Annotated in this window: 16 protein-coding genes and 2 tRNA genes; 7 read left to right on the forward strand and 11 right to left on the reverse strand. The window is 35.0% G+C overall.

Annotated elements, in window-relative coordinates:
- Window positions 1–2: 2 nt before the first annotated feature.
- The 3 genes from ABEG11_RS12460 to proS all read right to left on the reverse strand — a co-directional run bounded on the left by ABEG11_RS12460 (window position 3) and on the right by proS (window position 1,765).
- Window positions 3–74: transfer RNA gene (locus ABEG11_RS12460), tRNA-Glu, on the reverse strand.
- Window positions 75–118: 44 nt separating this feature from the next.
- Window positions 119–190: transfer RNA gene (locus ABEG11_RS12465), tRNA-Glu, on the reverse strand.
- Window positions 191–286: 96 nt separating this feature from the next.
- A complete protein-coding gene (proS, locus tag ABEG11_RS12470; protein ID WP_348824500.1) occupies window positions 287–1,765 on the reverse strand; it encodes a proline--tRNA ligase in 1,479 nt (492 codons plus the stop codon).
- 102 nt (window positions 1,766–1,867) lie between these two features.
- On the opposite strand from proS, the gene ABEG11_RS12475 reads away from it, so the two are divergent.
- From ABEG11_RS12475 to ABEG11_RS12500, 6 genes are all read left to right on the forward strand, one after another.
- On the forward strand, window positions 1,868–2,830 hold the full coding sequence (locus ABEG11_RS12475; RefSeq protein ID WP_348824501.1) for a hypothetical protein: 963 nt from the start codon (window positions 1,868–1,870) through the stop codon (window positions 2,828–2,830).
- Window positions 2,831–2,869: 39 nt separating this feature from the next.
- Window positions 2,870–4,372, forward strand: a complete 1,503-nt coding sequence (locus ABEG11_RS12480; RefSeq protein ID WP_348824502.1) for an OmpP1/FadL family transporter — start codon at window positions 2,870–2,872, stop codon at window positions 4,370–4,372.
- A 321-nt stretch (window positions 4,373–4,693) separates the two neighbouring features.
- Window positions 4,694–6,007 (forward strand): 30S ribosomal protein S12 methylthiotransferase RimO, encoded by a 1,314-nt coding sequence (gene rimO / locus ABEG11_RS12485; protein ID WP_348824503.1) that lies wholly within the window; start codon window positions 4,694–4,696, stop codon window positions 6,005–6,007.
- A gap of 27 nt (window positions 6,008–6,034) precedes the next feature.
- Entirely contained in the window at window positions 6,035–6,490 is a 456-nt protein-coding gene (locus ABEG11_RS12490) for a hypothetical protein (protein ID WP_348824504.1), read from the forward strand.
- A gap of 40 nt (window positions 6,491–6,530) precedes the next feature.
- A complete protein-coding gene (locus ABEG11_RS12495; protein WP_348824505.1) occupies window positions 6,531–7,433 on the forward strand; it encodes an N-acetylmuramoyl-L-alanine amidase in 903 nt (300 codons plus the stop codon).
- A gap of 122 nt (window positions 7,434–7,555) precedes the next feature.
- Complete coding sequence (locus tag ABEG11_RS12500; RefSeq protein WP_348824506.1) at window positions 7,556–8,698, forward strand: DegT/DnrJ/EryC1/StrS family aminotransferase; 1,143 nt, start codon at window positions 7,556–7,558, stop codon at window positions 8,696–8,698.
- A gap of 176 nt (window positions 8,699–8,874) precedes the next feature.
- Here the strand turns inward: ABEG11_RS12500 and ABEG11_RS12505 are convergent, their stop codons facing one another.
- Window positions 8,875–9,921 carry an outer membrane beta-barrel protein gene (locus tag ABEG11_RS12505; RefSeq protein WP_348824507.1) on the reverse strand — a complete coding sequence of 349 codons (1,047 nt, stop codon included), beginning with the start codon at window positions 9,919–9,921 and terminating at the stop codon, window positions 8,875–8,877.
- Window positions 9,922–10,616: 695 nt separating this feature from the next.
- Here ABEG11_RS12505 and ABEG11_RS12510 point away from each other — a divergent pair.
- Window positions 10,617–11,066, forward strand: a complete 450-nt coding sequence (locus ABEG11_RS12510; RefSeq protein ID WP_348824508.1) for a GNAT family N-acetyltransferase — start codon at window positions 10,617–10,619, stop codon at window positions 11,064–11,066.
- A gap of 49 nt (window positions 11,067–11,115) precedes the next feature.
- Here ABEG11_RS12510 and ABEG11_RS12515 read toward each other — a convergent pair whose 3' ends face one another.
- The 7 genes from ABEG11_RS12515 to ABEG11_RS12545 form a co-directional block, all read right to left on the reverse strand.
- Window positions 11,116–13,230, reverse strand: coding sequence for an ATP-binding protein (locus tag ABEG11_RS12515; protein WP_348824509.1), 2,115 nt, complete (start codon window positions 13,228–13,230; stop codon window positions 11,116–11,118).
- 120 nt (window positions 13,231–13,350) lie between these two features.
- Entirely contained in the window at window positions 13,351–14,316 is a 966-nt protein-coding gene (locus ABEG11_RS12520; protein WP_348824510.1) for a glycoside hydrolase family 5 protein, read from the reverse strand.
- A 110-nt stretch (window positions 14,317–14,426) separates the two neighbouring features.
- Window positions 14,427–15,662 carry a glycoside hydrolase family 27 protein gene (locus tag ABEG11_RS12525; RefSeq protein ID WP_348824511.1) on the reverse strand — a complete coding sequence of 412 codons (1,236 nt, stop codon included), beginning with the start codon at window positions 15,660–15,662 and terminating at the stop codon, window positions 14,427–14,429.
- Window positions 15,663–15,902: 240 nt separating this feature from the next.
- Window positions 15,903–18,776, reverse strand: coding sequence for a beta-galactosidase GalA (gene galA / locus ABEG11_RS12530; RefSeq protein WP_348824512.1), 2,874 nt, complete (start codon window positions 18,774–18,776; stop codon window positions 15,903–15,905).
- Window positions 18,777–18,969: 193 nt separating this feature from the next.
- Complete coding sequence (locus ABEG11_RS12535) at window positions 18,970–20,043, reverse strand: IPT/TIG domain-containing protein (RefSeq protein ID WP_348824513.1); 1,074 nt, start codon at window positions 20,041–20,043, stop codon at window positions 18,970–18,972.
- A 22-nt stretch (window positions 20,044–20,065) separates the two neighbouring features.
- Window positions 20,066–21,604, reverse strand: a complete 1,539-nt coding sequence (locus ABEG11_RS12540) for a RagB/SusD family nutrient uptake outer membrane protein (protein WP_348824514.1) — start codon at window positions 21,602–21,604, stop codon at window positions 20,066–20,068.
- Window positions 21,605–21,616: 12 nt separating this feature from the next.
- Window positions 21,617–24,802, reverse strand: a complete 3,186-nt coding sequence (locus ABEG11_RS12545; RefSeq protein WP_348824515.1) for a SusC/RagA family TonB-linked outer membrane protein — start codon at window positions 24,800–24,802, stop codon at window positions 21,617–21,619.
- Between the last annotated feature and the right edge of the window lie 106 nt (window positions 24,803–24,908).

Here is a 24,908-nt window from a genome sequence, read left to right on the forward strand (position 1 = left end):
TGTAGTCCGTGGGGGAATCGAACCCCCCTTACCAGGATGAAAACCTGGCGTCCTAACCGATAGACGAACGGACCATAGTTTTTTATTCTCAGAAATTTTTCAATCTAAATACTTCTTGTAGTCCGTGGGGGAATCGAACCCCCCTTACCAGGATGAAAACCTGGCGTCCTAACCGATAGACGAACGGACCATACTTTTGTAAAACGCCCTACTTCTGTAATGCGGATGCAAAAATACAACTATTTTTGAGAAGCGCAATAGCTGAAGTAAAAAAAATATTTTTTTTTTAATACGCTTTAGCAAAAAGCACTCTTCCTACAGAAGGATTCCCTGTAAACACACAGCTTCCCGCCTGCTCTACTCTATCTAAAGGAATGCATCTTATTGTTGCTTTCGTTAATTCTTTAATCTTCTCTTCGGTCTCAGCAGTTCCGTCCCAATGTGCTGAAACAAAGCCAGCTTCACCGTCTAAAACAGCTTTAAATTCATCAAAACTATTAACTTCAGTAATATGGGCATTTCTATAATTTAATGCTTTGCCGAATAAATCTTTTTGAATCTGCTCTAATAAATCGACAATATAAACTGTGATTCCGTCTTTAGAAACTACTTCTTTTGTCAATGTATCTCTTCTTGCCACTTCAAAAGTCCCGTTTTCTAAATCTTTTGGACCTACTGCAATTCGGACTGGAACACCTTTTAATTCCCATTCGGCAAATTTGAATCCTGGTTTTTGAGTTGTCCTGTTATCAAATTTTACTGAGATGTTTAATTTTTTCAAAGCTTTAACCAAACCATCAACTTCATTCGAAATAGCTTCCAATTGTTCGTCACTCTTATATATAGGAACAATAACAACTTGTATTGGAGCCAAATTCGGAGGCAACACCAATCCCTGGTCATCAGAATGCGTCATTACCAATGCTCCCATCAATCGTGTTGAAACGCCCCACGAAGTTCCCCATACGTGTTCTTGCTTACCCTCGGCATTAGCAAATTTCACATCAAAAGCTTTGGCAAAATTCTGCCCCAAAAAGTGTGACGTACCAGCCTGCAAAGCTTTACCATCCTGCATTAAAGCCTCAATACAATACGTTTCTTCGGCTCCTGCAAAACGTTCTGTTTCGGTTTTCAACCCTTTTATAACTGGAATAGCCATAAAATTCTCAACAAAATCAGCATAAACATTCATCATTTTTTCTGATTCTTCAATTGCTTCAGCTCTGGTCGCATGTGCCGTATGCCCTTCTTGCCACAAAAACTCAGCGGTTCTCAAGAACAGTCTGGTCCTCATTTCCCAACGTACAACATTTGCCCATTGATTAATCAACAAAGGCAAATCTCTATAGGATTGTACCCATCCTTTGTAAGTCGACCAGATAATCGCTTCACTGGTAGGACGAACAATTAACTCCTCCTCTAGTTTTGCATTAGGGTCAACCATTAATTTACCTGCTTTGTCAGGATCATTTTTTAATCTATAATGAGTCACTATCGCACATTCTTTTGCAAAGCCTTCTGCATTTTTCTCTTCTGCCTCAAACATGCTTTTGGGAACAAATAAAGGGAAATAAGCGTTTTGATGTCCTGTTTCCTTAAACATTCTATCAAGTTCGGCTTGCATTTTTTCCCATATAGCATACCCGTATGGCTTTATTACCATACACCCTCTAACTCCTGAATTTTCTGCTAAATCGGCCTTAACAACCAACTCATTGTACCATTTGGAATAATCTTCTGCTCTTGTTGTAAGGTTCTTGCTCATTTTGAATAATTTGGCATAATATTTGTTTGTAAATAATTTAACTAAATAATTACGCAAAACTAACTAAATTTGTATTGTCCAACAATAAAATAATCTGCCGAAATGAAAACAAATGCATTAATTACTCGGAAAACATCACTTTACTTCCTAATAGGATTTTTGGGCATTGTAATAACCTCTTGTGGTTCTTATCAAAACAGTTCCTATTATGATAGCGATGGCATTTATAGCACAAATGGAGAGAAAGTTGTTAAAAACAACAACCAATCCGCATCTGCTTCAGTTCAATACAAAGAATATTTCAATTCATTACAAAATACTGGAACTTCTGACGAAATATTCACTGACGTTAACAGCTATAGCAACGGCAGCTACGCAGAAAACGATTCTATACAAGCACCATCAACCGGCTATGCTTCCTGGGGAAGTTCTCCTCAAGAAACAACAGTAACGGTTTACTCAGACCCATACTGGTATTATGGTTATGGATGGGGCTATCCCTATTATGGCTATGGATGGGGCTATCCTTATTATGGATGGGGTTACCCAGGCTATGGATGGGGCTATCCTGGTTACGGATGGGGACATCCCGGTTATGGCTATCCTGTAGCTACTCCTTATTCTTATAACTATAGCCGCAGAGGCTCATCTTATGGAGGAGGCTACAACAATTCTATCTATAACAACAATAGAGCAACTGCTTACAGCAGAAACAGAATATATAATAATAACACCTACTATAGAAATAGTTCTAATAGCTTTACAAACAGGCAAACAGCTACATTTACAAATAGAAATAATTATTCCACCAACAGAAACAATTACTCTACTAACAGGAATAATAGCTATTCTACTAATTCTGCTTCTAGAAATTACAATCCAAGCCAATCCAGAAATAGTAATTACACGCAAAACAGAACCAGTACATCAAACCAAAACACACAAAGGTCGAGCAGCTATACTCCTAGCAGCAATAATTCCTACCGAAGCAGCGGTGGTGGCGGAGGAGCAAGGATGTCTAGCGGTGGCGGCGGTGGAAGAATGTCTGGTGGCGGAAGACGATAAAACGAACAAGGGAAATTTACTAATTGTAATTTAAAACTCATGAAAAATAACCTCTTGTTACTTTTAGCAGTAGGATTAACATTCTCCACAGCACAATCACAAGAAATGAAAGACGCCATGCGTTATGCACAAAGCGAACTACAGGGAACCGCTCGATTTACATCTATGAGCGGGGCTTTTGGAGCTTTGGGAGGAGACTTATCTTCTCTAAATGTAAATCCGGCAGGATCTGCTATTTTCAACAATAACCTGTTCGCCTCAACAATGGGGTTTTATGACACTAAAAATAATTCTAATTATTTTAGGACTTCAACTACGGCAAGTGAAAATACTTTTGACCTCAATCAGGCAGGAGGTGTTTTTGTTTTTAAAACCAGAAACCCAAATAGTGATTTGAAAAAGTTCTCATTATCCATCAATTATGAGAATACAAATAACTATAACAACTCCTTATTCTCTGCCGGAGTAAGTCCAATTAATTCAATTGCAGATTATTTCACTAGCTATGCCGAAGGTGTTCCTCTGGAATTATTAGAAAACAGCAATTATGCAAATCTAGACAATGGAGCACAACAAGCCTATCTAGGATATTGGGGATTTATTATAAATCCAGTTTCCGACACTGATAAAAATACTTTATACACTTCTAATGTCCGGTCAGGGGGAAATTATTATCAGGAAAATAGCGTTTACTCTAATGGTTATAACGGAAAACTAATTTTCAATAGTGCATTACAAATCAATAATTTATATTTTGGATTGAACCTGAATTCACATTTTACTGATTATGTCCAAGATACCAATTTTTATGAATCCAACAACAATACTTTAGATTTACATGACGATGGAGTCAGCAATTTAAATTTTTCGAATAGCCTTCATACTTTTGGTTCTGGATTTTCATTCCAAATTGGAACTATTGCTAAGCTGAATGATAATATCCGTGTAGGTTTTGCTTATGAATCACCAACTTGGTATAATCTGAGAGATGAATTTTCGCAAAGACTAACCTCTATCACTACAAACATCAAAGAATCGAACCCTCCAAATGTTGTAGACCCTGTCATCATTAATTATTATGCACCTTACGATCTGCAGACTCCTGGGAGTCTAACTGGGAGCTTTGCCTATATTTTTGGAAAAATGGGTCTGATTAGTGTGGATTACAAATACAAAGATTACAGCAATACTGAATTTGGACCAGAAAACGAATACTTCAGAGACTTAAACAAGGTGATGCAGAATACTTTTGGGAGCAGCAGCGAAATAAGAGTTGGCGGCGAGTACAGAATACAAAATTTAAAACTAAGAGGCGGTTATCGATTTGAAGGAAGCCCGTACAAAAACTCTAAAACAATTGGAGATTTAAACAGTTTTTCGGGTGGATTGGGATATAATTTCGGCCCTATAAAACTTGATTTTTCGTATGTTCATGTTTATTCTACATCTCAGGAGCAGTTTTTTTCACAAGGATTTACAGAAAGTGCCCGAATCAATACCTCTAAAAATAATTTCACAATGACTTTTACATTTGAAATGTAAAAACAAAAATATACTTCTTTAGCAAAACCACTTTTGAAATCTATCATTAGTGGTTTTGTTTTTTTTAACGTTAATTAGGGATTTATATGAAAAACAAACGATCTTTAATTAGCCCTGATAGCAGTGAAAATCCTCATGTGCCGGTGTTCGGCACATGAGATTGTAACGTACAGCAGGAGGAAATACCCTTTAAAAAAACAAAACGTTCTGCTCCTTATCATTTTTACACCAACAAAACATTCCATTTTAAAAGGAAACAGACAGGGTTTCGGCAAAAAATTGTAATTTTGCAAATCCTAAAATTATCAGGATTATAATATTATGAGAACGAAGTCTTTAAAAAAGAACAAAATAAATGTGATCACTCTAGGGTGTTCAAAAAATGTATATGACAGTGAAGTGCTGATGGGACAGCTGAAAGCAAGCGGAAAAGAGGTAACCCATGAAGCCAAAGCCGAAGACGAAGGAAACATTATCGTGATTAATACCTGTGGGTTTATTGACAATGCCAAAGCAGAATCAGTAAATATGATATTGGAATATGCTGATAAAAAAGACAGAGGACTTGTAGACAAAGTTTTTGTAACTGGATGTTTATCTGAAAGATACAGACCGGATTTAGAAAAAGAGATTCCAAATGTGGATCAGTTTTTTGGAACTACTGAATTACCCGCATTATTAAAAGCATTGGGTGCTGATTACAAACATGAGCTGCTGGGAGAACGTTTGACAACAACTCCAAAAAACTACGCTTATTTAAAAATTTCGGAAGGCTGTGACAGGCCATGCAGTTTTTGTGCGATTCCGTTAATGAGAGGAAAAAATGTTTCGCAGACCATTGAAAAATTGGTTAAGGAAGCAGAAGGATTAGCAAGAGATGGCGTAAAAGAATTGATTTTGATTGCTCAGGACTTAACCTATTATGGTCTTGATCTCTATAAAAAAAGAGCCCTTGGGGAATTATTGGAAGCTTTGGTAAAAGTTGAAGGCATTGAATGGATTCGTTTACATTACGCCTTCCCTACTGGCTTTCCGATGGATGTTCTTGAAATCATGAAACGCGAACCAAAGATCTGCAAATATATTGATATTCCTTTACAGCACATTGCCGATTCAGTATTGAAATCGATGCGTCGCGGTACTACGCAGGAAAAAACAACACAATTATTAAAAGACTTTAGAGCTGCTGTTCCTGGAATGGCTATCAGGACTACTTTGATCGTAGGATATCCGGGCGAAACCGAGGAAGATTTTAATATCCTGAAAGATTTTGTACAAGAAATGAAATTTGACAGAATGGGCTGTTTTGCTTATTCTCATGAAGAAAACACACATGCTTTTCTGCTTGAAGACGATGTTCCTGCCGATGTAAAACAAAATCGTGCCAACGAAATTATGGAACTGCAGTCACAGATTTCATGGGATTTGAACCAAGAGAAAGTCGGAAAAACTTTCAGATGCATTATTGACAGAAAAAAAGGAGGCCATTTTGTAGGCAGAACCGAGTTTGACAGTCCAGATGTAGATAATGAAGTATTGATTGATGCCACAAAACACTATGTGAAAACAGGCGATTTTGCAATGATTAAAATTATTGAAGCAACAGAATTTGATTTATACGGAGAACCAGTTTAGATTTTTTAATTTTCAAGATTGTATTTTATGAAAACATTTAAAAAAGTATTGTTTATCGCATTTTTATTTTTGTCTGCCAATACCATTTCGGCTCAATATTATAATAATGGTTACGGAGGTGGCGGTTACGGAAACGGTTATGGAAGATCCAATCAGATGAGTCAGCTGCCAGCTACTCCGAGTACCCCAAAACCAGTACCTGTCGAAGAAACTGCTGGCAAAATAGTAGCGTTTTACAAAAAAGAGCTTAACCTAGATGCTCTTCAGGAAGTGGTTGTAAAAAACATCTACATTAAATCACTTAAAAAAGAAGAGATTTTAATGAAAAAGGAAATTAGTGATGATGAGAAAAAAGAAGAATACAAAGTTCTCAGCGACATGACAGAAATGGAAGTGAAACAGATTTTGAACAAAGAACAAAAAGAAAAATTTAAAAACTTAATAGATGAAAGAAATAGCAAAATAGAAGCTAGAAAACATTAATATTTCATCATTTGTTAAAAAAAACAGCCGAATACCTACCATGAAAAAGCACTTTTTCTATTTCATTTTATTAATTTTTATTGCTTCCTGTGGCCCCAATCCGCACAAATTAAATGAGAAAACTTATAATGATCAGGTAAACACCCTGAAGGAAACTATCGCTGCAAAAGAAGCTACAGCTTTAAAAAGCCAGCCCTTTGTTGTAATCGACAGTATTGCTTATCGATATAATAATCAACTGCTTAATTATAAAGATACACTTTCTAAAACCGAAAGCAAGCTCTTGCAAAACGGCATAGTTTCTGAGTGGATGGGAACTGTTAATTTCAATTTAAGAAAACCTAATTTTATTATTCTGCACCATACAGCGCAGGATTCTATACAGCAGACTATAAAAACTTTTACATTAAAACAGACCAGCGTCAGCGCTCACTATGTGATTGGAAGAGATGGCAAAGTAATTCACATGCTGAATGATTACCTGAGAGCCTGGCATGCCGGGAATGGATCATGGGGAAGAGACACCGATATCAATTCCAGTTCCATTGGCATTGAACTGGACAATAATGGTTTTGAACCTTTTTCGGACATACAAATCAATTCCCTGCTGGCACTTTTAACCAAATTAAAGAAAGATTACAATATTCCGGCCCAGAATATAATTGGACATGCTGATATTGCTCCAACCAGAAAGAAAGACCCTAGTGCATTATTTCCCTGGAAACTTCTGGCAGTAAATGGTTTTGGGGTCTGGCCTGACGAAGAATTACCGTGTCCTCCTCCAGAATTTAATGTAGAGCAAGGCTTGCAAGTAATAGGCTACAATACTAAAAACCTTTCGGCAGCCTTAATAGCTTTTAAGCTCCATTATATCCAGACTGAAGTTAATGATATTTTGGATGAAAAAACAATTAGCACTATCTATTCTATTTACAAAAAATAGAAATCCTATATTCTAAGTAAAACGCTTTTTGATTTGATCAAAAAGCGTTTTTTCTTAAATTACAAATAGAAAATCCAAATCAGTTTTTTCGTGTAAATTATGTCATTTAAAAACAAGAAATAATGAATAATAACAAAATCTGGCTCTCTTCTCCACACATGGGAGGAACTGAACTTAGCTATATACACGATGCTTTTGACTCTAATTGGATTGCACCATTTGGGGCAAATATTACCGGATTTGAACATGATCTGGAAAAATACCTTACACATGGCTCTTTTGTAACAGTACTAAACTCAGCAACTGCCGCTATTCATTTAGGCTTGATTCTTTTAGATGTAAAACCTGGTGACACAGTTATTTGTCAATCCTTGACATTCTCTGCATCAGCAAATCCAATTTTATACCAGGGAGCAACACCCATTTTTATTGACAGCGAAGCAGAAACCTGGAATCTTTGCCCTATAGCTTTAGAAAATGCTATTGTTGACACAATTAATAAAGGCCAGATTCCAAAAGCAATAATTACTGTGCATTTATATGGAGTCCCTTATAAAATAGATGAAATCAGGGCTGTCGCCAATAAATACAGTATTCCGATTCTTGAAGACAGTGCCGAAGCACTAGGAAGCAGTTATAAAGGGCAAAAATGCGGGACATTTGGCGATATTGGCGTTTTTTCATTCAACGGAAACAAAATCATAACGACCTCTGGAGGCGGAGCTATTGTAACTTCAAATTATCAACTAAAGAAAAAAGTACAGTTTCTTGCCTCACAGGCCAAAGACGAAGCACCTCATTATCAGCACAGCGAACTGGGGTTTAATTATCAAATGAGTAACATTTGTGCTGGTATTGGACGTGGCCAAATGAGAGTTTTAGAAGAACATATTATCTTGCGCAGAGCTATGCATGATTTTTATGTTTCGCTTTTTGAAAACATTCCAGGAATTACTGTTTTTACAGTAAAAAACCCAGACTATTATTCCAATTGCTGGCTTACTTCGATACTTGTAAATCCATCTGAAACTAAAAACAAAATCGACAAAGAAACTATCCGATTAACTTTATTAGATTCCAATATTGAATGCCGTCCGTTATGGAAACCTATGCATCTGCAGCCATTGTATAAAGACTATCCATATTATGGGGAAAAAACTGCCGAAAAATTATTTGAAAACGGGCTGAGCCTTCCCTCAGGTTCTAATCTGACAGATGATGATCGAGAACGCATACGCACAGTTTTATTAAAGCTTTTGAGCTAATTGAATAGTACTGCAAATAGGTGATACAGCTTTTTAAAATAGCAATCCCTCAGAAGCAATTCAAAAAACCTTCATTAATCAAATTAAAAAAGCTGCCAAAACCACAAAGGATCTTGACAGCCAAAAAAAAAATATCTTTTTATTTTTTACAAGTTAAACCAAAACAATTTCTTTGGTTAGAAACCGTAAACTACTGCTAAAAGCACTTGAGAAGCAGATTTTGTTGGAGCCATATCTGAATCAACAAAATACTCATCAGAATTAGAATCCAATCTAAACTCAGGAATAATAGTCAATCCGTTTACTTTATAGTTACCTGACAATGTAAAAGCCGTTACTGATTGATCAGGATTAATTCCGTAGTATAGAGCATCTGCATTCTCTTTAGTTTGAAAATATTCAGCACGTAATCCTAAAGAAAAAGCATCAGTAAGCGCATAAGATGGATAAATAGCAGCTCCTGTGTAACCTACTTTATCTTCGTTTGAAAAATCTGCTACATTTAGACCTAATTTGAATTTTTCAGAAAGCTGGAATGTTGCAGTCAAATCTACAATAGTTCCACTTACTGAACCATCCATAAAATTAAGGTAAGCACTAACTCCTTCTGTTGCAAAAGACAATTGACCTCCTACAGCATTCAATCCTTTCACTGGATCAGCTTTATAGGAATTCCAAGAGTCATTAAAGAAACCAATCATAGCTCCAAATTTATCAGATATTTTATAATTTGCTTTTACACCTGCATTTTGAAATGGTCCGTTGGTAAACAAATAAGAAGTTGAATAAGAGAAATTACCTAATGGAGAAATTACCTCATAACCAATAAAAGTTCCCATGTAACCAGCAGTCAAACTCAATTTGTCTGAAACTGCATAGCTTGCATATAAATTCTGAATATGAAATGAATTCCCCTCATTTGAATCAGCTCCATCACCATTTAGTATTGACTGATATTGTCCTCTTGGCCCAAAAGACACCTCACCGACAAAAGATACTTTTTTAATTGTCTTTTTAAAAGCGATATCCAGCATCCCCAAAGAAACAGAATTCTGGTCTGTTCCAAAGCTTGTTCCAATGTTTGCTGTTTTTGAAAAATCATATTTATAATATAAATCTCCAGAACCTGTAATTTCTAATGGGGTAGTTTCTGGTGCATCATCTTGTGCAAATGAAATACTCGTTGTTAAGGCTAACACTAAAATTGCTAATACTTTTTTCATCTTTTAAATGTGTTTTTGTTAGTAATTTAATCAATGGCTTTTCGGCCAGATTTTGGTTATTTTTTTCTTTCTTTAGAGCGAAATTATTAACTTTTCGTTAACATGAAAATTTTTTTAAAAGTTTCTGAGAAGAATTATTAATATCCAAAAATCACATCGGAATTATCATCAAATTACGTTTTTTTGGCAATTATTTTGAAAATTCAATAATGACAATTTTTAAATTCAACCCATAAAAAACACACCTTAAAATATTTTTTAGTTGAAAAAATAACACATAACAGATATAAAAAACATAACTAAATAAACATACCCCCTAAAATTTTAGGGGGTATGTTTTAAATTTAAAAAATAAATTAAAAATTTTATCGCTTTGAAAAATAAAAAACACTGTTTCATTATTACTGAAAAGAATAAAAAAACTTTAAGACGTTGCATTAAAAACTTGCTTCTGATCTTAAATAAATAAACTGCATATCCACAAACAGAAGACTCAATAAAAAGTATATATATCCGCAATTTGACAATAAAAGCATCATATTGTCTAACAATGCATATTAGACTAAAATACTGCCAATTTTTTGCTATTTGAGTAATGAAAAACAACAAAAAACAATTAATTCTAAAAAAATATTAAAATAAATTATTATCTTTTTTGTACATTTAGTTTTCATAACCAACTTAACTAACTCAACATGACACGAAAAGCAAATATTCAAGACTTAGATCAATTGACAAAATTATTTGATCAATATGTTGTTTTTTATAAAAGCCCGTCCAATTATGAAAAGCATTATGCTTTTTTAAAAGAACGATTAGAAAACAATGAAGCAATAGTTTTTGTTGCATGCGATGACAAAAACCCTGAGCTTTTAATTGGTTTTGCTCTGATTTACATAACATTTTCATCACTTGCTCTCAACAAAATAGTAATCTTAAATGATCTTTTTGTAGATAGCTCAGCCCGTAAAAAAGGAATAGGTGAAAAATTAATTTTAGAAACTATTGCTTTAGCAAAGGAGATTGGCTCGCACACTATTAGATTACGAACTGCCAAAAATAACAATGCCGCCCAAAATTTATATCAGAAAATGGGATTTGTGAGAGAAGACTATCTGTACAGCTACGATCTTGCAGTTTCATAATCGAACTCGCCAGAAACTCTCAACTGAAAAAAAATACTATAATTATAAGTTAATAAACTGAACTGCTTTTAAACACTGTACTAATTATTTTATAGATTTTTTCTTTGTCCAAAGGTTTTGTTATATAGCCAGAAAATCCAGCTTTCATGATCCTTTCTTTCACTTCGGATGAAGAATGGGCTGTTTGGGCTATTACAGCAATATCTGGATTATCTTTTTTTATTATTTCAAAAGCTTCATAACCATCTAGAACGGGCATCTTAATATCCATAAAGATTAAATCTATGGCTGTATTTGATGCACTGATATCTACCACTTCTTGACCATTTCTTGCTCTTAAAACCTTGTGTCCTTTTAATTCCAGAATAGTTTTCAAAAGAAGGAAATTGATATTATCATCTTCAGCCACTAGAATATTTTTGGTTTGGGAATTTTCATTTACGCTTTCTGCATTTAATATATTATCTTCAACCGTGTACTCTTCATAAATTAATGGAATTGTAAATTTGAAAACAGAACCTCCGCCATAAACAGATTCCACACAGATTTCTCCACCCAGCATTTCTACATAAGCTTTAGAAATAGACAACCCTAATCCTAATCCGCTAAGGGATATTGAATAATCATCATCAACTCTTCGGAAACGGTCAAAGACAACTTTCAAATCATTCTTACTTATTCCAATACCTGAATCTTCGACTCTAAATTCTAACAATTGCTCATTTTTATCTATAGAATAACCAAAAGCAACATGGCCATTATCAGTAAACTTAATAGCATTTGTGAGCAGATTTACAATTATCTGCTTCAGTTTTACTTCGTCTGTTAAAATATTATTTTCTAATTTCTCAGTACTTTCGGTAATGTAAAAAACAATATTCTTATCTTCTGGGATTGTTACTTTAAGTGTATTATACAGCTCCTTGATACATTTTTCAATATCAAGTCCTTTATAATTGGGAACTATTAGTTTGGCATCAATTTTTGACATTTCAATTAAATCCTCAATAATTGACACCAGGCTTTTACCACTGCTATTGATGATTTTCAAATACTTCCTTTTTAGATCCTCACTTAAGCTTTCATTCAGCAGCAGATCCGAAAACCCTATTATAGCATTCATTGGCGTCCTGATTTCATGAGATAAATTAGCCAAAAAAGTAGATTTTAACTTATCGCTTTCTTCGGCCTTTTCTTTGGATTTTTCTAATTGAAATCTGTTCTTCCTGTGGTCTTCGAATAAATTCCCGATATGTCCAAATTCACCTGGTTCTTTTTTCAATAATTTAATTGAAATTTCACGGTCAGTTTCTAAAATGTTTGTTACTAACCGCAATGGCCTGTAAACCCATTTTCTGGAGTAATGTACTGCCGCAATAAGCCCAATCAGTGTTGTTATTACAATGATTAGCAATAGCTCTTTAGTCCTTTCGAAATTGAGATTGGAAGGTCTCTCAAATAATAATTCAGCAACTGTATGATTATTATAATCTTTAAGCTTAATTAATGATTTAACTTTTTTGTTCCCTGCAGTATCCATACGGGCATTGTTAAAAACCTGCACATGGGAGGTGGAAATATCTTCTAAATTCTTAAAATACGCCTTGTCCAATAACCTGGCCATAAACATATAACCTGCTGGTCTTGTCTTTATCTTTTTGGGATCGTTTGAAGCATGGATAGTCCCTCCAAATACCTCTATCAAGCCTTCTGGGACTCTAATATAGAATCGGGAGAATTTGGTTTTATACAAACTCCTCATGGCTTGAGCCGCAATAAAATCCTTGGACTTAAAATAAGGTTTTGCTACACTTGTAATGAATTTTTTATCCAGGCCATAAACCGAAATGTAATCTACCTCATAAGTAGGAAATTCATTTACGATGTATTTTTTAAACCATAGTGTGTCTTTGGATTTTGTAAATTTTACCAGTGCATCCCAATAAGTAAGATCATTTATAGTAACTATCTGGGTTTTGGAATTGAAATCAAACAACCTGTTGACTTCTACTTTATACTGATTGGAATTAGCTTTGAAAACATCATTTTCCTGCTTTTCAGTATATAAATAAAGAGAGCTGAATAATAATATAAAGAGTGAACAAATCCCAATGATTAACACTACCAATTTAAAATAAGTCGTTAGTTTTAATGTTAATCTCATATAGCTAATATCATATTATTCATTCTATTTTACCTAAAAATCAGGACGCAATATAGTTTCTTTTTTTATAATACAAAAAAACCAACTCATTGAAAGAGTTGGTTTTTACGTTTTAATAAACTAATTCTTGCCATTATACTTTCTAAGCAATTCTCTTGTTTTCATTCCAGATTCTTTTAGATCTTCATCTTTCCATTTTCCCTCAGAATCAGCCGATTTTTTTAACATTGAACATGTTTCATCTTTATCTGAAATGGACCATGTTATCCAGCTGATTTTTCTATCTTCCATCCAGTCAACATACTCTTGCCATGCTGCATAATTCATAGGTCCATCACCTGAAGCTTCCATACCAGCCGACTCGGAAACAAATATTGGCAAACCGCTTTTTATGGCCTCATCTGTTCGGTCACGCAGCTCCTTTCCATGAGTTGCAGCATAAAAATGCATCGTATACATTAAATTATCATAGCCTTTTACTGGATCAGCAGCTGGAAGATGAACATCCTGATCCCAACGCGGGCTTCCTACCAAAATAACATTATCTGGATCATTTGCTCTGATGACTTTTATTATTTCTTCGGCATAGGCTTTCACTTCGGGCCATGTTTCGTAATCTGGCTCATTAAAAACCTCATAAATTACATTTGGATATTTCCCGTATTTTTTTGAGATTTCATCAAAATACTCTTTGGCTTCCTTTAAATTAATGTTGTGACTGTGCCAGTCTATGATTACGTAAATATCTGATTTGATTGCGCCTTTAATAACGGATTCTATTTTGTCTTTAGAAAACTCCTGCTCCTTTATATAAGCATGCTCTCCTATTTCGATGCCTAAAGCAGCTCGCACAATATTGCAATTAAAATCCTTCACTAACCAGCTGACAGTTTTTTCATTGTAAAATCGTGGCCACATACTATGCCATCCTAAACTTACTCCTCTTAGCACAATCGGCTTCTGATTTTTGTCAACCAGCTGTGTTCCTTTTACGCTGAGCTGACCGTGTTTTTTGACAAACTGTGCTTCAGTAATATTGCAAATCAAAAGAAACAAAAGCACTACGATGTTAGATTTTAAATTCATTTTTTAATAATGTATTTTAAGATTATAAAACTTATCGAATTAATCTTATTGTTAAATGTATACCTAACAGTTTTTTTTAACCTGTCAGGATAGGTATTTCATCCTTTAAATTATGGAATTAATCTAAGTGTAATAATATCATGAGGAGCTAGATCGGCGGTGAAATTCTTTTTGGTATTTCCAGCTTCTTTATTTTTCCAAAGATCTTTGATTTTGAATTCAGATTTATTAAAATCGGCTGCGAAACCAAAATCGGCATCTTTGATTGGTTTTTTTTTCCAGTCGTAATTGATTTTTTTTGGCACTTCACTTCTATTCAAAAATGAAACAGCCCAATTACCATCGGCTAAAGGTTTTACCCAGACTTCCAGACCCTCTTCGGCAGAAAGCTTAAATCCCTGAATTCCTAATTTATCCTGATTTACAGCAATAAGCTCTTTGTTGGTTAAAATGGCTAATGTTTCTTTAGTCATTTTTCTAAAATCATTTCCAGCAATTAAAGGAGAAGCGAGCATACACCACATTGCAAAGTGCGACCGGTCTTCGATAGCAGTCATTTCGTTTCCTACTTCCATCATATCAAAATCATTCCAATGATCGGGTCCTGAAAATTTTCGGATGTCTTTGCGCATTTCGGCAATTTTCATAAATCCCCAAGAGGACCAGTTTTCCGGATGCTTGTATTCGCAATCAAAGCAAGGATAAATATCGCCCGAAATTCTCCACAGATTTCCCACTGGTTTCCCCCACTCCCAAGGCTGATTGTCGCCCCATTCGCAAAGACTGAAAACTATTGGCCGTCCTGCCTTTTTTAAGGCGTTACTCATAGTTGTGTAAGCTTCCTTGGCTGTAATTCCTGCAGTATTGCACCAATCGTATTTTAAGAAATCAATTCCTAAGCCTGCATAAAAACGGGCATCCTGATATTCATAGCCGCGAGTCCCTGGATAACCTGCACAAGTGTGTGTTCCTGCGCAATTGTACAATCCAAATTTTAATCCTTTGGAATGAACATATTCAATTAATGCTTTCATTCCGCCCGGAAATTTTATTGGGTCTGGAATCAGATTTCCGTTTTCATCTCTTTCTTTTGCCATCCAGCCATCATCGAGTACAATATAATTGTATCCTGCGGCAGCCATTCCTGATGAAACCATAATATCAGCGGTTTCTTTGACTAATTTTTCGTCAATATTGGTTGCAAAAGTATTCCAGGAATTCCATCCCATTGGCGGTGTCATGGCAAGTCCTTCAAATTTCCCTAGCTCTTGTGTGCGGGTGTTGCCTTGCGAAAATCCTTGAATTGGCAAGCTGGCAAGCAATATTATAAGAAGTATTTTTTTCATTTTGTGTATTATTTTTTGTTAATGGTACTGTTTTAATTTGATTTTTTTGAGATTGCATAAACCTGAAAATAGCAGCACGAAGATTTTGCAGATTTGCGCAGATGTATAAAAAAGCAATTGTCTTGTTTAGCACTTTTCGCGTGAGGGATGGCAGTGGAGCTCTCCCGATTTTTCATCGGGAAGCGGGAACGTACAGCCCGGCCCGCCTTTTTTCGGCGGGACACGCCCAAAATATTTTCATTATTTTATTGCGTTTATTTTTATTTCTGATTTTTTGAGCCCGTTACTGGTTGCGGTCAGCGTGATTTCGCCCGCTTCACCGGCAGCTTGAACAATAACCTGAGCCAGACCGTTGAATAATTTGCGCTTATAATTTTCTGCTTTAGCAATAATTTGAATTGTTCCCGGATTTTGATTCACCACATCCCATTTGTATTTCTTCAATAAAGGCACGGCGACAATTGCAATGGTATTTTTTCCTGAATGCAGTATTTTTTTGTCCAGGACAAATGAATCCCCTTTTTTGTTTTCGGGAATTTCATTACTGATTTTATTTCCATTAATAAAAATAGACTGCTTTTTCCCAAGGCTGTTATAGAACAGATTAATTTCAGTTTCGTTATAATTGGCAGGCAATTCGAACTCAGTTCTATACACGACTGCTTTTACTTTTTTGCCAAAAATGGTATCTCTGTCCTCTGTAAAGGCTTTTTGCCAGGATTCTGTTGCGGTATTTTCATCAGTTTCTTGAGAAACATTGAAATCTGCTGCCATTTTTTCTTTAAGGTTTTCAAGATTTATAACTGTGATAGTTTCCAAGTATTTATCGGCTTCGAGTGATGTTGGATTTCCATTTCCTACACCGATAATTTTTCCGGGACCTGTAATTGTAAAGGTCACTTCATTATCGGCAATTGGCACTGAAAGTCCCGATTTATCTTTGGTACTGACTGCAATCATTGCGATGTCGTTTTTTTCAGCAGCAATACTGTTTTTATCGGATGATAAATTTAAGGCAACAGCTGTTCCAGTGGTTTTTACAGTTTCTGTTACGATTTTCTTTCCATTTTTATATCCGATTGCTTCAAGCGTGCCTGGCATATAATTGACATTCCATTCGAGATGTCCATCTTTTTCCATTGCTTTTTTGCCCAAACTCTTCTTGTTTAAAAAAAGTTCCACTTCATCACAGTTACTGTAAGCCCAGACTTCAATACTCTGATTTTCCTTTCCTGCCCAGTTCCAATGAGGCAACAAGTGCAAAACTGGCTCGCCCTGCCACCATGCTTTTAAATACCAAGCGGTGTCTTTATAAAATCCGCACTGATCTACCATTCCAAAATAAGAACCTGTCGAAGGATATTCGAAAGGAGTTGGCTCACCGCGATAATCAAAACCTGTCCAGATGAACATTCCTGAAAGGTATGGGCGTGAATTATAATGTTTCCAGCCTTTTTCTATACTGATAAAACTGGAACTTGGAGCTTTATCATAAGCCGGCATAATGTGTTTTTGATTGTCGCGGTAATACTCGCCTCGAGTAGCATTGGTACTGCCCTCTTCGGTTCCCCAAATGCATTGATCAGGAAATAGTTCATGCTGCTTATCTGTACTTTTATTTACAATATAATTGATTCCCAACAGATCCATAACTGTTGTAATTCCGTTACTGCCAATTCCGCCACTAAAGGCAGCAGTTGCAGGTCTGGAAGAATCCAGCGTTTTTACATACGATTGCATAGTACTGGCAATTCTGGCGCCTGTTATATCATTTTCAATTCCCCATTCTTCGTTTCCGATGCTCCAGCTAATGATTGAAGGATGGTTTCTATCGCGTTCAATCATTTTTTTTACATCATCCAATTGTACTTGTGTGCTTCCCATCAGACGGTTTTCGTCGATAACGAGCATTCCTAAGCGGTCGCAGGCTTCAAGTAATTCAGGAGTTGGCACGTTATGAGAACAGCGATAAGCATTGCTTCCAAAAGACTTTAAGGTTTTGATTCTGAAATCCTGCAATGCATCAGGCATGGCTGCGCCTACACCTGCATGATCCTGATGATTGTTTGTCCCTTTTATTTTAACGTGTTTATCGTTAAGAAAAAAACCTTCGTTGGCATCAAAACGGATTGTTCTGATTCCGAAAGATGTCTGGTACGTATCTACCAATTTTTCGTCTTCATAAACCGAAGTAATCAATTTGTACAAATACGGATTTTCCAGTGACCAGAGTGTGGCATTCTGCACAGTCAAATCCGCCACGAAATCTTTGACTTCTCGTGGCTGTAACTTACAGGAATTTATTGTTTTATCGGAAACACTTTTTCCTGCTGCGTCAATAATAGATTGGTTAATTCTAAATGATTTTGCAATTTTACCTTCATTGGCAATGGTAACCAATGCATTAATTTCAGAAGTATTTCCTTTTGTTTTTGTCTGTACAAAAGTACCATTTGCAGGAACATGAAGCTCATTGGTTTTATTGAGCCATACATGACGATAGATTCCGGCTCCTTCATAAAACCAGCCTTCTTCCATGGTTGCATCTACTCGAACAGCAATTGTATTTTCGCCACCATAATTAATATAATCGGTGATATCATATTCGAAACCTAAATAACCGCTGTCGTGATTTCCTAAATAATGACCGTTTATCCAAACAATCGAATTACGGAAAACACCATCGAATGCGATATGGATCCGTCTGCCAAAATCACTTTGAGGAATGGTTATTTTTTTTCGGTACCAGCCGATACTTTTGTCAGGGAAATTTCGCCCAATGGCTTTGAATCCGTGGCTAAAACTGGCTTCGCTGCTAAAACCCTGCTCTACTGCCCAGTCATGAGGAAGATCCAGCTTTCGCCAGGAACGGTCATCAAAAGAAGCATTTGCTGCACCGTCACCAAAACCTGCCTTTGCTAAATAAGAAAAATAAGCTGTCCCAGTATTGAAATCTTTCCTGGCATCTGATGGATGGCCAAAAGCAAATTTCCAGTTTTTATCCAGCAAAATATGTTCTCTATTGAGCTTGTCTGGAGCCGATTGTGAAAAAACAGAAAAACTAAAGCTGAATGATATTAGAAGTATAAAAAAAGAGGAATTAAAACTTTTCATTTTATATTTTATTAATAAGATAATCAATCACATAAGTGACAATATAGTGAATAACAAGCAAATATATTGATACTTTTTTTTCAAAATGTACTGAAAAAAAGGCAAAAGAGAAAACGTAAACCTGTTTAAAAAAATATCCCCTAATTTTCGATTAGGGGATATCTTAAACTAACTCAAATAAACAAAAACCAAATTATTCTTCTTTCAAAATAAAACCTATATTATCTATAGAAATTGTATTTGCAATACCATCTCCATCTGCATTTTTCGACATATTTTGAAATGAAATATTCTGTACGTAAGTTGCATTACCAAGTTCGGCCCATGTAAACTCAAAAGTATTCCATCCTGGTGTTACAGTCATCATATTTCTTTCAGACCAATCTCCATTAAAAATAAATTTAACAGTCCCGTTCACTGAAGCTTTTACAGAAAGCCTTATTCCTTTGTATGGTCCCAATTTATCATACCATGAATTCCAATCACTTTGCAGATTATCCCATGCTCCCATTTTCTTTTGAATATAAGTCAATCCTTGATCAGCAGTACCATCAGTCTCATAAGTATGATTATTCCATGATGGAAAACTACATCCATGAGATACATCATCATAAATTGCCGTACCAAAAGCATAAGTAGAAGTTACAGACCCAGAAATATTTCTTACTGAAATGTATTTATTAACAGCATCTGCAGGGACTTTAACTTTAATTTCTTTCATAGAAGAAGAGATTATAGTAGCAGGAATTGATCCAAATGTAACAACAGGGTCTAAAAAGAAGTCTCCATAAATAGTTATTACAGAACCTTCAGGAGCATTTATCGGATTAAAACCTTTAGTCAATATTGGAACCGGAGGAGCTATTATGAAAGGATAAATAACCGTACCAAACTTGGTTACAACTTTTAATTCGCTTGAAGCATTTTCATACGGTGTATCCTGATCTATAGTAACAACAATAACATTATCTGTAACCATAGTTGGGTTAACATAACTCTCAACACCATTAAAATATACTTTTTGTAAGGTCGAAAATCCAGTACCGTGAATAAAATAAGTATTGTTAGGCAACCCCATTTGTGTTGGAACATCCACTTCTGCAGGTGACCCATCCTCTGGTGTAGTCTTAGCAGTATTAACACTTGTTATAGTTGTTTTTTTAGCAGCCCCAGAATCATCATCAGAGCAAGATGTAAAGAAGCATATTAGAAACAATGAAACTATTGCCAAGAAACTTCTTAAATATAAAAAATTAAATTTTTTCATAATATTTTTTAATTAAAATTAATTATTTAAAAACATAAGGAACAGCAGGTTCATTTAGTTTTGGATTTTTATTTACGTCGTTACTAGGCTTAGGATATATAAGATCCGCTTCTGTAGGCGTATAATAAGCTGGAGTATTACTGTATGCACTTCTATCTTGTTTAGACATTATAGAAATTGCTTCACTTGCAGGCAAACGCCCCAAATCATACCAGTATTCACCTTCAAAAGCTAATTCAATTCTTCTTTCTTGAATCATATCATTATGAGTAATTTTTGTTTTTGCAGGCAATCCAGCTCTTAGTCTAACCTTATTAAAAGAACGTAAAGCTTCAACATCAGTAGTTTCAGCATTTCCAGCCATAATAGCCTCAGCATGAATCAGCAATAAATCAGCATAACGCATTATATAGTTACAAGAACTTGTACCTCCCCAAGAATCTTGCGGACCAGTCTCTCCAGATATTTTCCCAACTACATATTTTTTAACTAACGCACCAGTAGCGTTTAAAAAACCATTATCTGCACTGCAAGTAAATCCAGCTCCCCCATCATGTGTTAATTCTGGATAATAATCCCCATCTGTCATTATAGTTTCTCTTTTACGCTTATCATTTGGTTCAAAAGCTTTAATAAGATCTTTTGACGGAATATAAGTTGCTCCATAACTAACTTCATTAAGAACGTCTGGACCATACTGAACATTCGAAAAGTTAGCATCCTGATATGATCCAGTAGCTATCCATTGCCAAGAAAAAATAGATTCTTCATTATTATTATTTCTTATCCTAAAAAGATCGGCAAAATTAGGCATAAGCTTAAACTCACCACTATTAATAACTTCTTCAGCTAACGCTCTGGCCTTAGCATAATCTTTTCTATATAAATAAACTTTAGCCAAAAAAGCTTTTGCAGAACCGCTGGATACTCTAATATTATCATTATAATTTGCTCCTCTTACTTTTGACTGAAGATGAGCAGCAGCATATTGAAAATCTCTTATAATTAGCGTATATACATCTTCAACTCTGTTTGTATTGATATTTGGATTTGTTACATAATCTAATCCATTTTCAATAATAGGAACTTCACCCCATATTCTTACTAAATAAAAATATGCAATTGCACGCATAAAATGAGCTTCGGCGATTGTATTTTCAACTACAGCTGGCGAAACATTAGGACCAACTGAAGTTCTAAGTGAATTGATTAAGTTATTTGACTGAGCAACAACTCCAAAACAGGTTCCCCATGGATTTAACAATAAAGGACTTTCTGAAGAGGCATGAAATTGAATCAATTCTGTACCATCATCCCCAGCATATAAATTACCAGAAGTAACTTCTGAAAGCGCATAAAAGCATTTAGTAAAAAAAGGTGCCCATATTTTTCCATACAATGCAGATGTAGAACGGCTAACCTGATCATCCGAAGCATAAAAATTAGAAGAATCAAAACCATCTTCAGAAGGGCGATCCAGAAAATCATCAGAACAAGAAACTGATATTGCAAGAACCAAAAATAAAATCGCTCCTTTTATATTTATAATATTTTTTTTCATTTCATTTTATTTTTAAAATTCAACATTTAACCCCATTGTAAAAGTTCTTGGCGATGGATAACGTCCATTATCTACACCTGTAAGCAAAGCATCTTGATTTAAAGAACCTACCTCAGGATCGTACCCTGAATATTTAGTAAACGTATACAAGTTCTGTATTCCAGTATAAAGTCTAACTTTAGACAAATTAATTTTAGATATAATATCAGAAGGCAAAGAATAAGCAAATGTTACATTTTGAATTCTTAAATAAGAACCATCTTCAACATATCTGTCTGATATAACCATATTAGCATGTCCTTTGGCATCAAGAATTGGTCTTGGATATTGAGCATTAACATTATCAACAGTCCAGAAATCAGCGGCCTCCTCCAATTGATTTTGGTATAATGCGGAATTAGTAGTTCCAGCTCTTTTAGTCAAATTCAAAATTTTGTTTCCTTGAGAACCTTGAAGGAAAATATTCAACTCAAATGATTTATATTTAAAATTATTAGTAAAACCATACGTGAATTCAGGATGCGGATTCCCCATACTTACATAATCCTTATTAGTAATCAATCCATCACCGTCTTGATCCTTATATAATACATCTCCTAATACACTTGGTTCATCTTTAGTTCCAAGATGAGGAATTGGCGCTGAGGCTAATTGCTCTGCAGTTCTTATTATTCCTAAAGACTGAAGTCCATAAAACTGTCCAATTGGCTCTCCTACAACTGTATTTGTTACTGTTTTAGTATCATTTGAAGTAAGTGTTGCTTCTCTTTGTAGATTAAGTCCATTTGTAATTTCTAATAATTCGTTATTATATTTAGAAAAAACTAAAGTAGAATTCCAAGAAAAATCATTTCCAAATTTTTCTGAATAAGTTAAAGTTAAATCAATTCCCTGATTTTGCATGCTTCCTACATTCGACATAGGAGCACTAATTCCTCCTTGATACGATTCCATCCCTGTCAAATACATTGGTAAAGGCAATCTGTATAAAAATCCTTCTGATTTTTTTCTATATAAATCAATTGTAGAAGATAATTTAGAATCAAAAAGTGTAAAATCTAATCCAAAATTGATCTGTGTTGAAGTTTCCCATTGCAGCTTAGGATTTGAAATATTACCTGCTAAGAATCCATTTCCTTCAAAAGTATTTAATTTATTAATATTAGAAAGATATGCTCCTCCTCCAATATTTTGATTCCCTGTTTCTCCATATCCTGCTCTAATCTTGATATTATCTATGTACTTTTTTGTATCCTCCATAAAAGATTCATTAGATAATTTCCATGAAACCGATGCAGATGGAAAATATCCCCACTTATTTCCTTCGGCAAACTTAGAACTACCATCAGCTCTCATTGTCACATTCAAACCATATTTGTCATTGAAATCATAAATCAACCTTCCAAAGTATGAATATAAAGCAGCACTTCCTTTATAGTCAGAATAAACTAATGTTTCCTGATCTCCAAGCGATATAGAAGTTATATCATTTGATAAAAAGTCACTTACTCCTGCAGAGTTTCCTTGCCAATGAGAGTCATTAGCCTCTTGACCAGCTAATAAATTAAAATTATTCTTTCCTAATGCAAATCTGTAGGTAAGTAAGTTTTTAACATTTAAACTGTACCAGCTTTGATTTCTAACAGTAAGGCTTGCATGTTCATTAACAGATGCTCCCCAAGTATAAGTTGGATTAAACTCCTCGTTATTACTTATTTCGGTATTACCACCAAATTCAAAACGATATTCTAATCCTTTAGCTAGTTTTACATCAGAATAAAAATTCCCCATAAAACTTTTACGTAAAAGATTATTTGTTTTAAGCAATGCAGCCGCAACCGGGTTTATAAAATTATAATTAGGTCTGCCAGGCACTGAAGGAGGCGGTCCTGCATATGTACCGTCAGTGTTTTTAACTGCAACATCTGGACTTCCTAATATTGATGTACTTATAATACCATTTTGAGATCCATTGAGTGTAATATCTTCATCAGAAATACCTGCCGAAACATTCACACCAATTTTTAGCCATTCTTTTACCTTAGCATCTACATTAGTTTTAAAGTTATATCTTTTATAACCAGAACCAATAACTGTACCCACTTGATTAAGATATCCTCCAGACACATAGTAAGTCATTCCATCTTTACCACCTGAAAAAGATAACTGATGACTAGCTAACGTACCTGTCTGATATATTTCTTTTTGCCAATTTGTTCCAGAACCTAATAACTCAGGTTTAGCAAATTCTGGACGCAAAGCATCGTCTCTGCCAGTTTGAACCGCAAGTGCATTTTGTTGTGCTGCAAATTGACTCAAAGTCATAGTATCTAACAACTTAGCCTGCGTCTGTGATGCAAAATAGGTATCATAAGTTAATTTACCAGTTCCTTTTTTTCCAGATTTCGTTGTAATTACAATAACCCCATTTGCACCTCTTGAACCATAAATAGCAGTTGCAGATGCATCTTTAAGAATATCCATTGTTTCAATGTCATTTGGATTTACTAAAGACAATGGACTAACCGTTACACTCGCAGCGTTCGACCCTGTATAACCTGCTGCAAGAGGTCTTCCGCTTGTAGATGAATTAGTTGCATCTCCAGATATAGGAATACCATCAACAATATATAACGGCTCATTTGTACCACCAATGGAAGTTGTACCACGAATTTTTACAGAAACATCACCACCAGGCTGGCCTGTGTTATTTGTTACCGTTACACCGGCTGCTTTTCCTTGTATCATTTGATCAAAGGTCACTTTCGGAGAATCTTTTAAATCTTGAGATTTAATACTTGAGATAGCACTATTTACATCTTTCTTTTTCTGAGTTCCATATCCAACGTTCACAACAACCTCACGCAAATCCTCAGCACTTTGTTTTAAAACTACACTGATTTTAGCTTGTCCGTTAACAAGAACCGTTTTAGTAATAAAGCCCACCATGGATACAGTTAATGATGCAGCTGGAGGTGCTTGAACAGAAAAAGTTCCATCAAAATCAGTTGTAACAGTCGTTTTTGTTCCGACAATTGTGACATTAGCCCCTGGTAAAGGAATACCTGAAACATCTTTAACAGTTCCTTGAATTTTTGTCTGCGCAAAAACAAAACTGCTGGTTAGCAAAAAGAATATCAATGAAATCGATATAGTATCGGCTTTCCAATGAAATAAATTAGACAATGGTTTTTTCATAATAAAAATTTGTTAGTTAAGTTCAATAGAACTCCAAATGGCTATTTTGGAGTCTATCTTTGGTATTAATTAGTATGATTTATAATTAACAAATTTATAACAGTAC

Origin of the sequence: Flavobacterium aestuarii, from assembly GCF_040049115.1 — a bacterium.
GTDB classification, from domain to species: Bacteria; Bacteroidota; Bacteroidia; order Flavobacteriales; family Flavobacteriaceae; genus Flavobacterium; species Flavobacterium aestuarii.

Bases quoted from the DNA above. Each gene is read 5' to 3' on its own strand.
- proS (WP_348824500.1), bottom strand. From the start codon at position 1,765: ATGAGCAAGAACCTTACAACAAGAGCAGAAGATTATTCCAAATGGTAC.
- ABEG11_RS12475 (WP_348824501.1), top strand. From the start codon at position 1,868: ATGAAAACAAATGCATTAATTACTCGGAAAACATCACTTTACTTCCTA.
- ABEG11_RS12480 (WP_348824502.1), top strand. From the start codon at position 2,870: ATGAAAAATAACCTCTTGTTACTTTTAGCAGTAGGATTAACATTCTCC.
- rimO (WP_348824503.1), top strand. From the start codon at position 4,694: ATGAGAACGAAGTCTTTAAAAAAGAACAAAATAAATGTGATCACTCTA.
- ABEG11_RS12490 (WP_348824504.1), top strand. From the start codon at position 6,035: ATGAAAACATTTAAAAAAGTATTGTTTATCGCATTTTTATTTTTGTCT.
- ABEG11_RS12495 (WP_348824505.1), top strand. From the start codon at position 6,531: ATGAAAAAGCACTTTTTCTATTTCATTTTATTAATTTTTATTGCTTCC.
- ABEG11_RS12500 (WP_348824506.1), top strand. From the start codon at position 7,556: ATGAATAATAACAAAATCTGGCTCTCTTCTCCACACATGGGAGGAACT.
- ABEG11_RS12505 (WP_348824507.1), bottom strand. From the start codon at position 9,921: ATGAAAAAAGTATTAGCAATTTTAGTGTTAGCCTTAACAACGAGTATT.
- ABEG11_RS12510 (WP_348824508.1), top strand. From the start codon at position 10,617: ATGACACGAAAAGCAAATATTCAAGACTTAGATCAATTGACAAAATTA.
- ABEG11_RS12515 (WP_348824509.1), bottom strand. From the start codon at position 13,230: ATGAGATTAACATTAAAACTAACGACTTATTTTAAATTGGTAGTGTTA.
- ABEG11_RS12520 (WP_348824510.1), bottom strand. From the start codon at position 14,316: ATGAATTTAAAATCTAACATCGTAGTGCTTTTGTTTCTTTTGATTTGC.
- ABEG11_RS12525 (WP_348824511.1), bottom strand. From the start codon at position 15,662: ATGAAAAAAATACTTCTTATAATATTGCTTGCCAGCTTGCCAATTCAA.
- galA (WP_348824512.1), bottom strand. From the start codon at position 18,776: ATGAAAAGTTTTAATTCCTCTTTTTTTATACTTCTAATATCATTCAGC.
- ABEG11_RS12535 (WP_348824513.1), bottom strand. From the start codon at position 20,043: ATGAAAAAATTTAATTTTTTATATTTAAGAAGTTTCTTGGCAATAGTT.
- ABEG11_RS12540 (WP_348824514.1), bottom strand. From the start codon at position 21,604: ATGAAAAAAAATATTATAAATATAAAAGGAGCGATTTTATTTTTGGTT.
- ABEG11_RS12545 (WP_348824515.1), bottom strand. From the start codon at position 24,802: ATGAAAAAACCATTGTCTAATTTATTTCATTGGAAAGCCGATACTATA.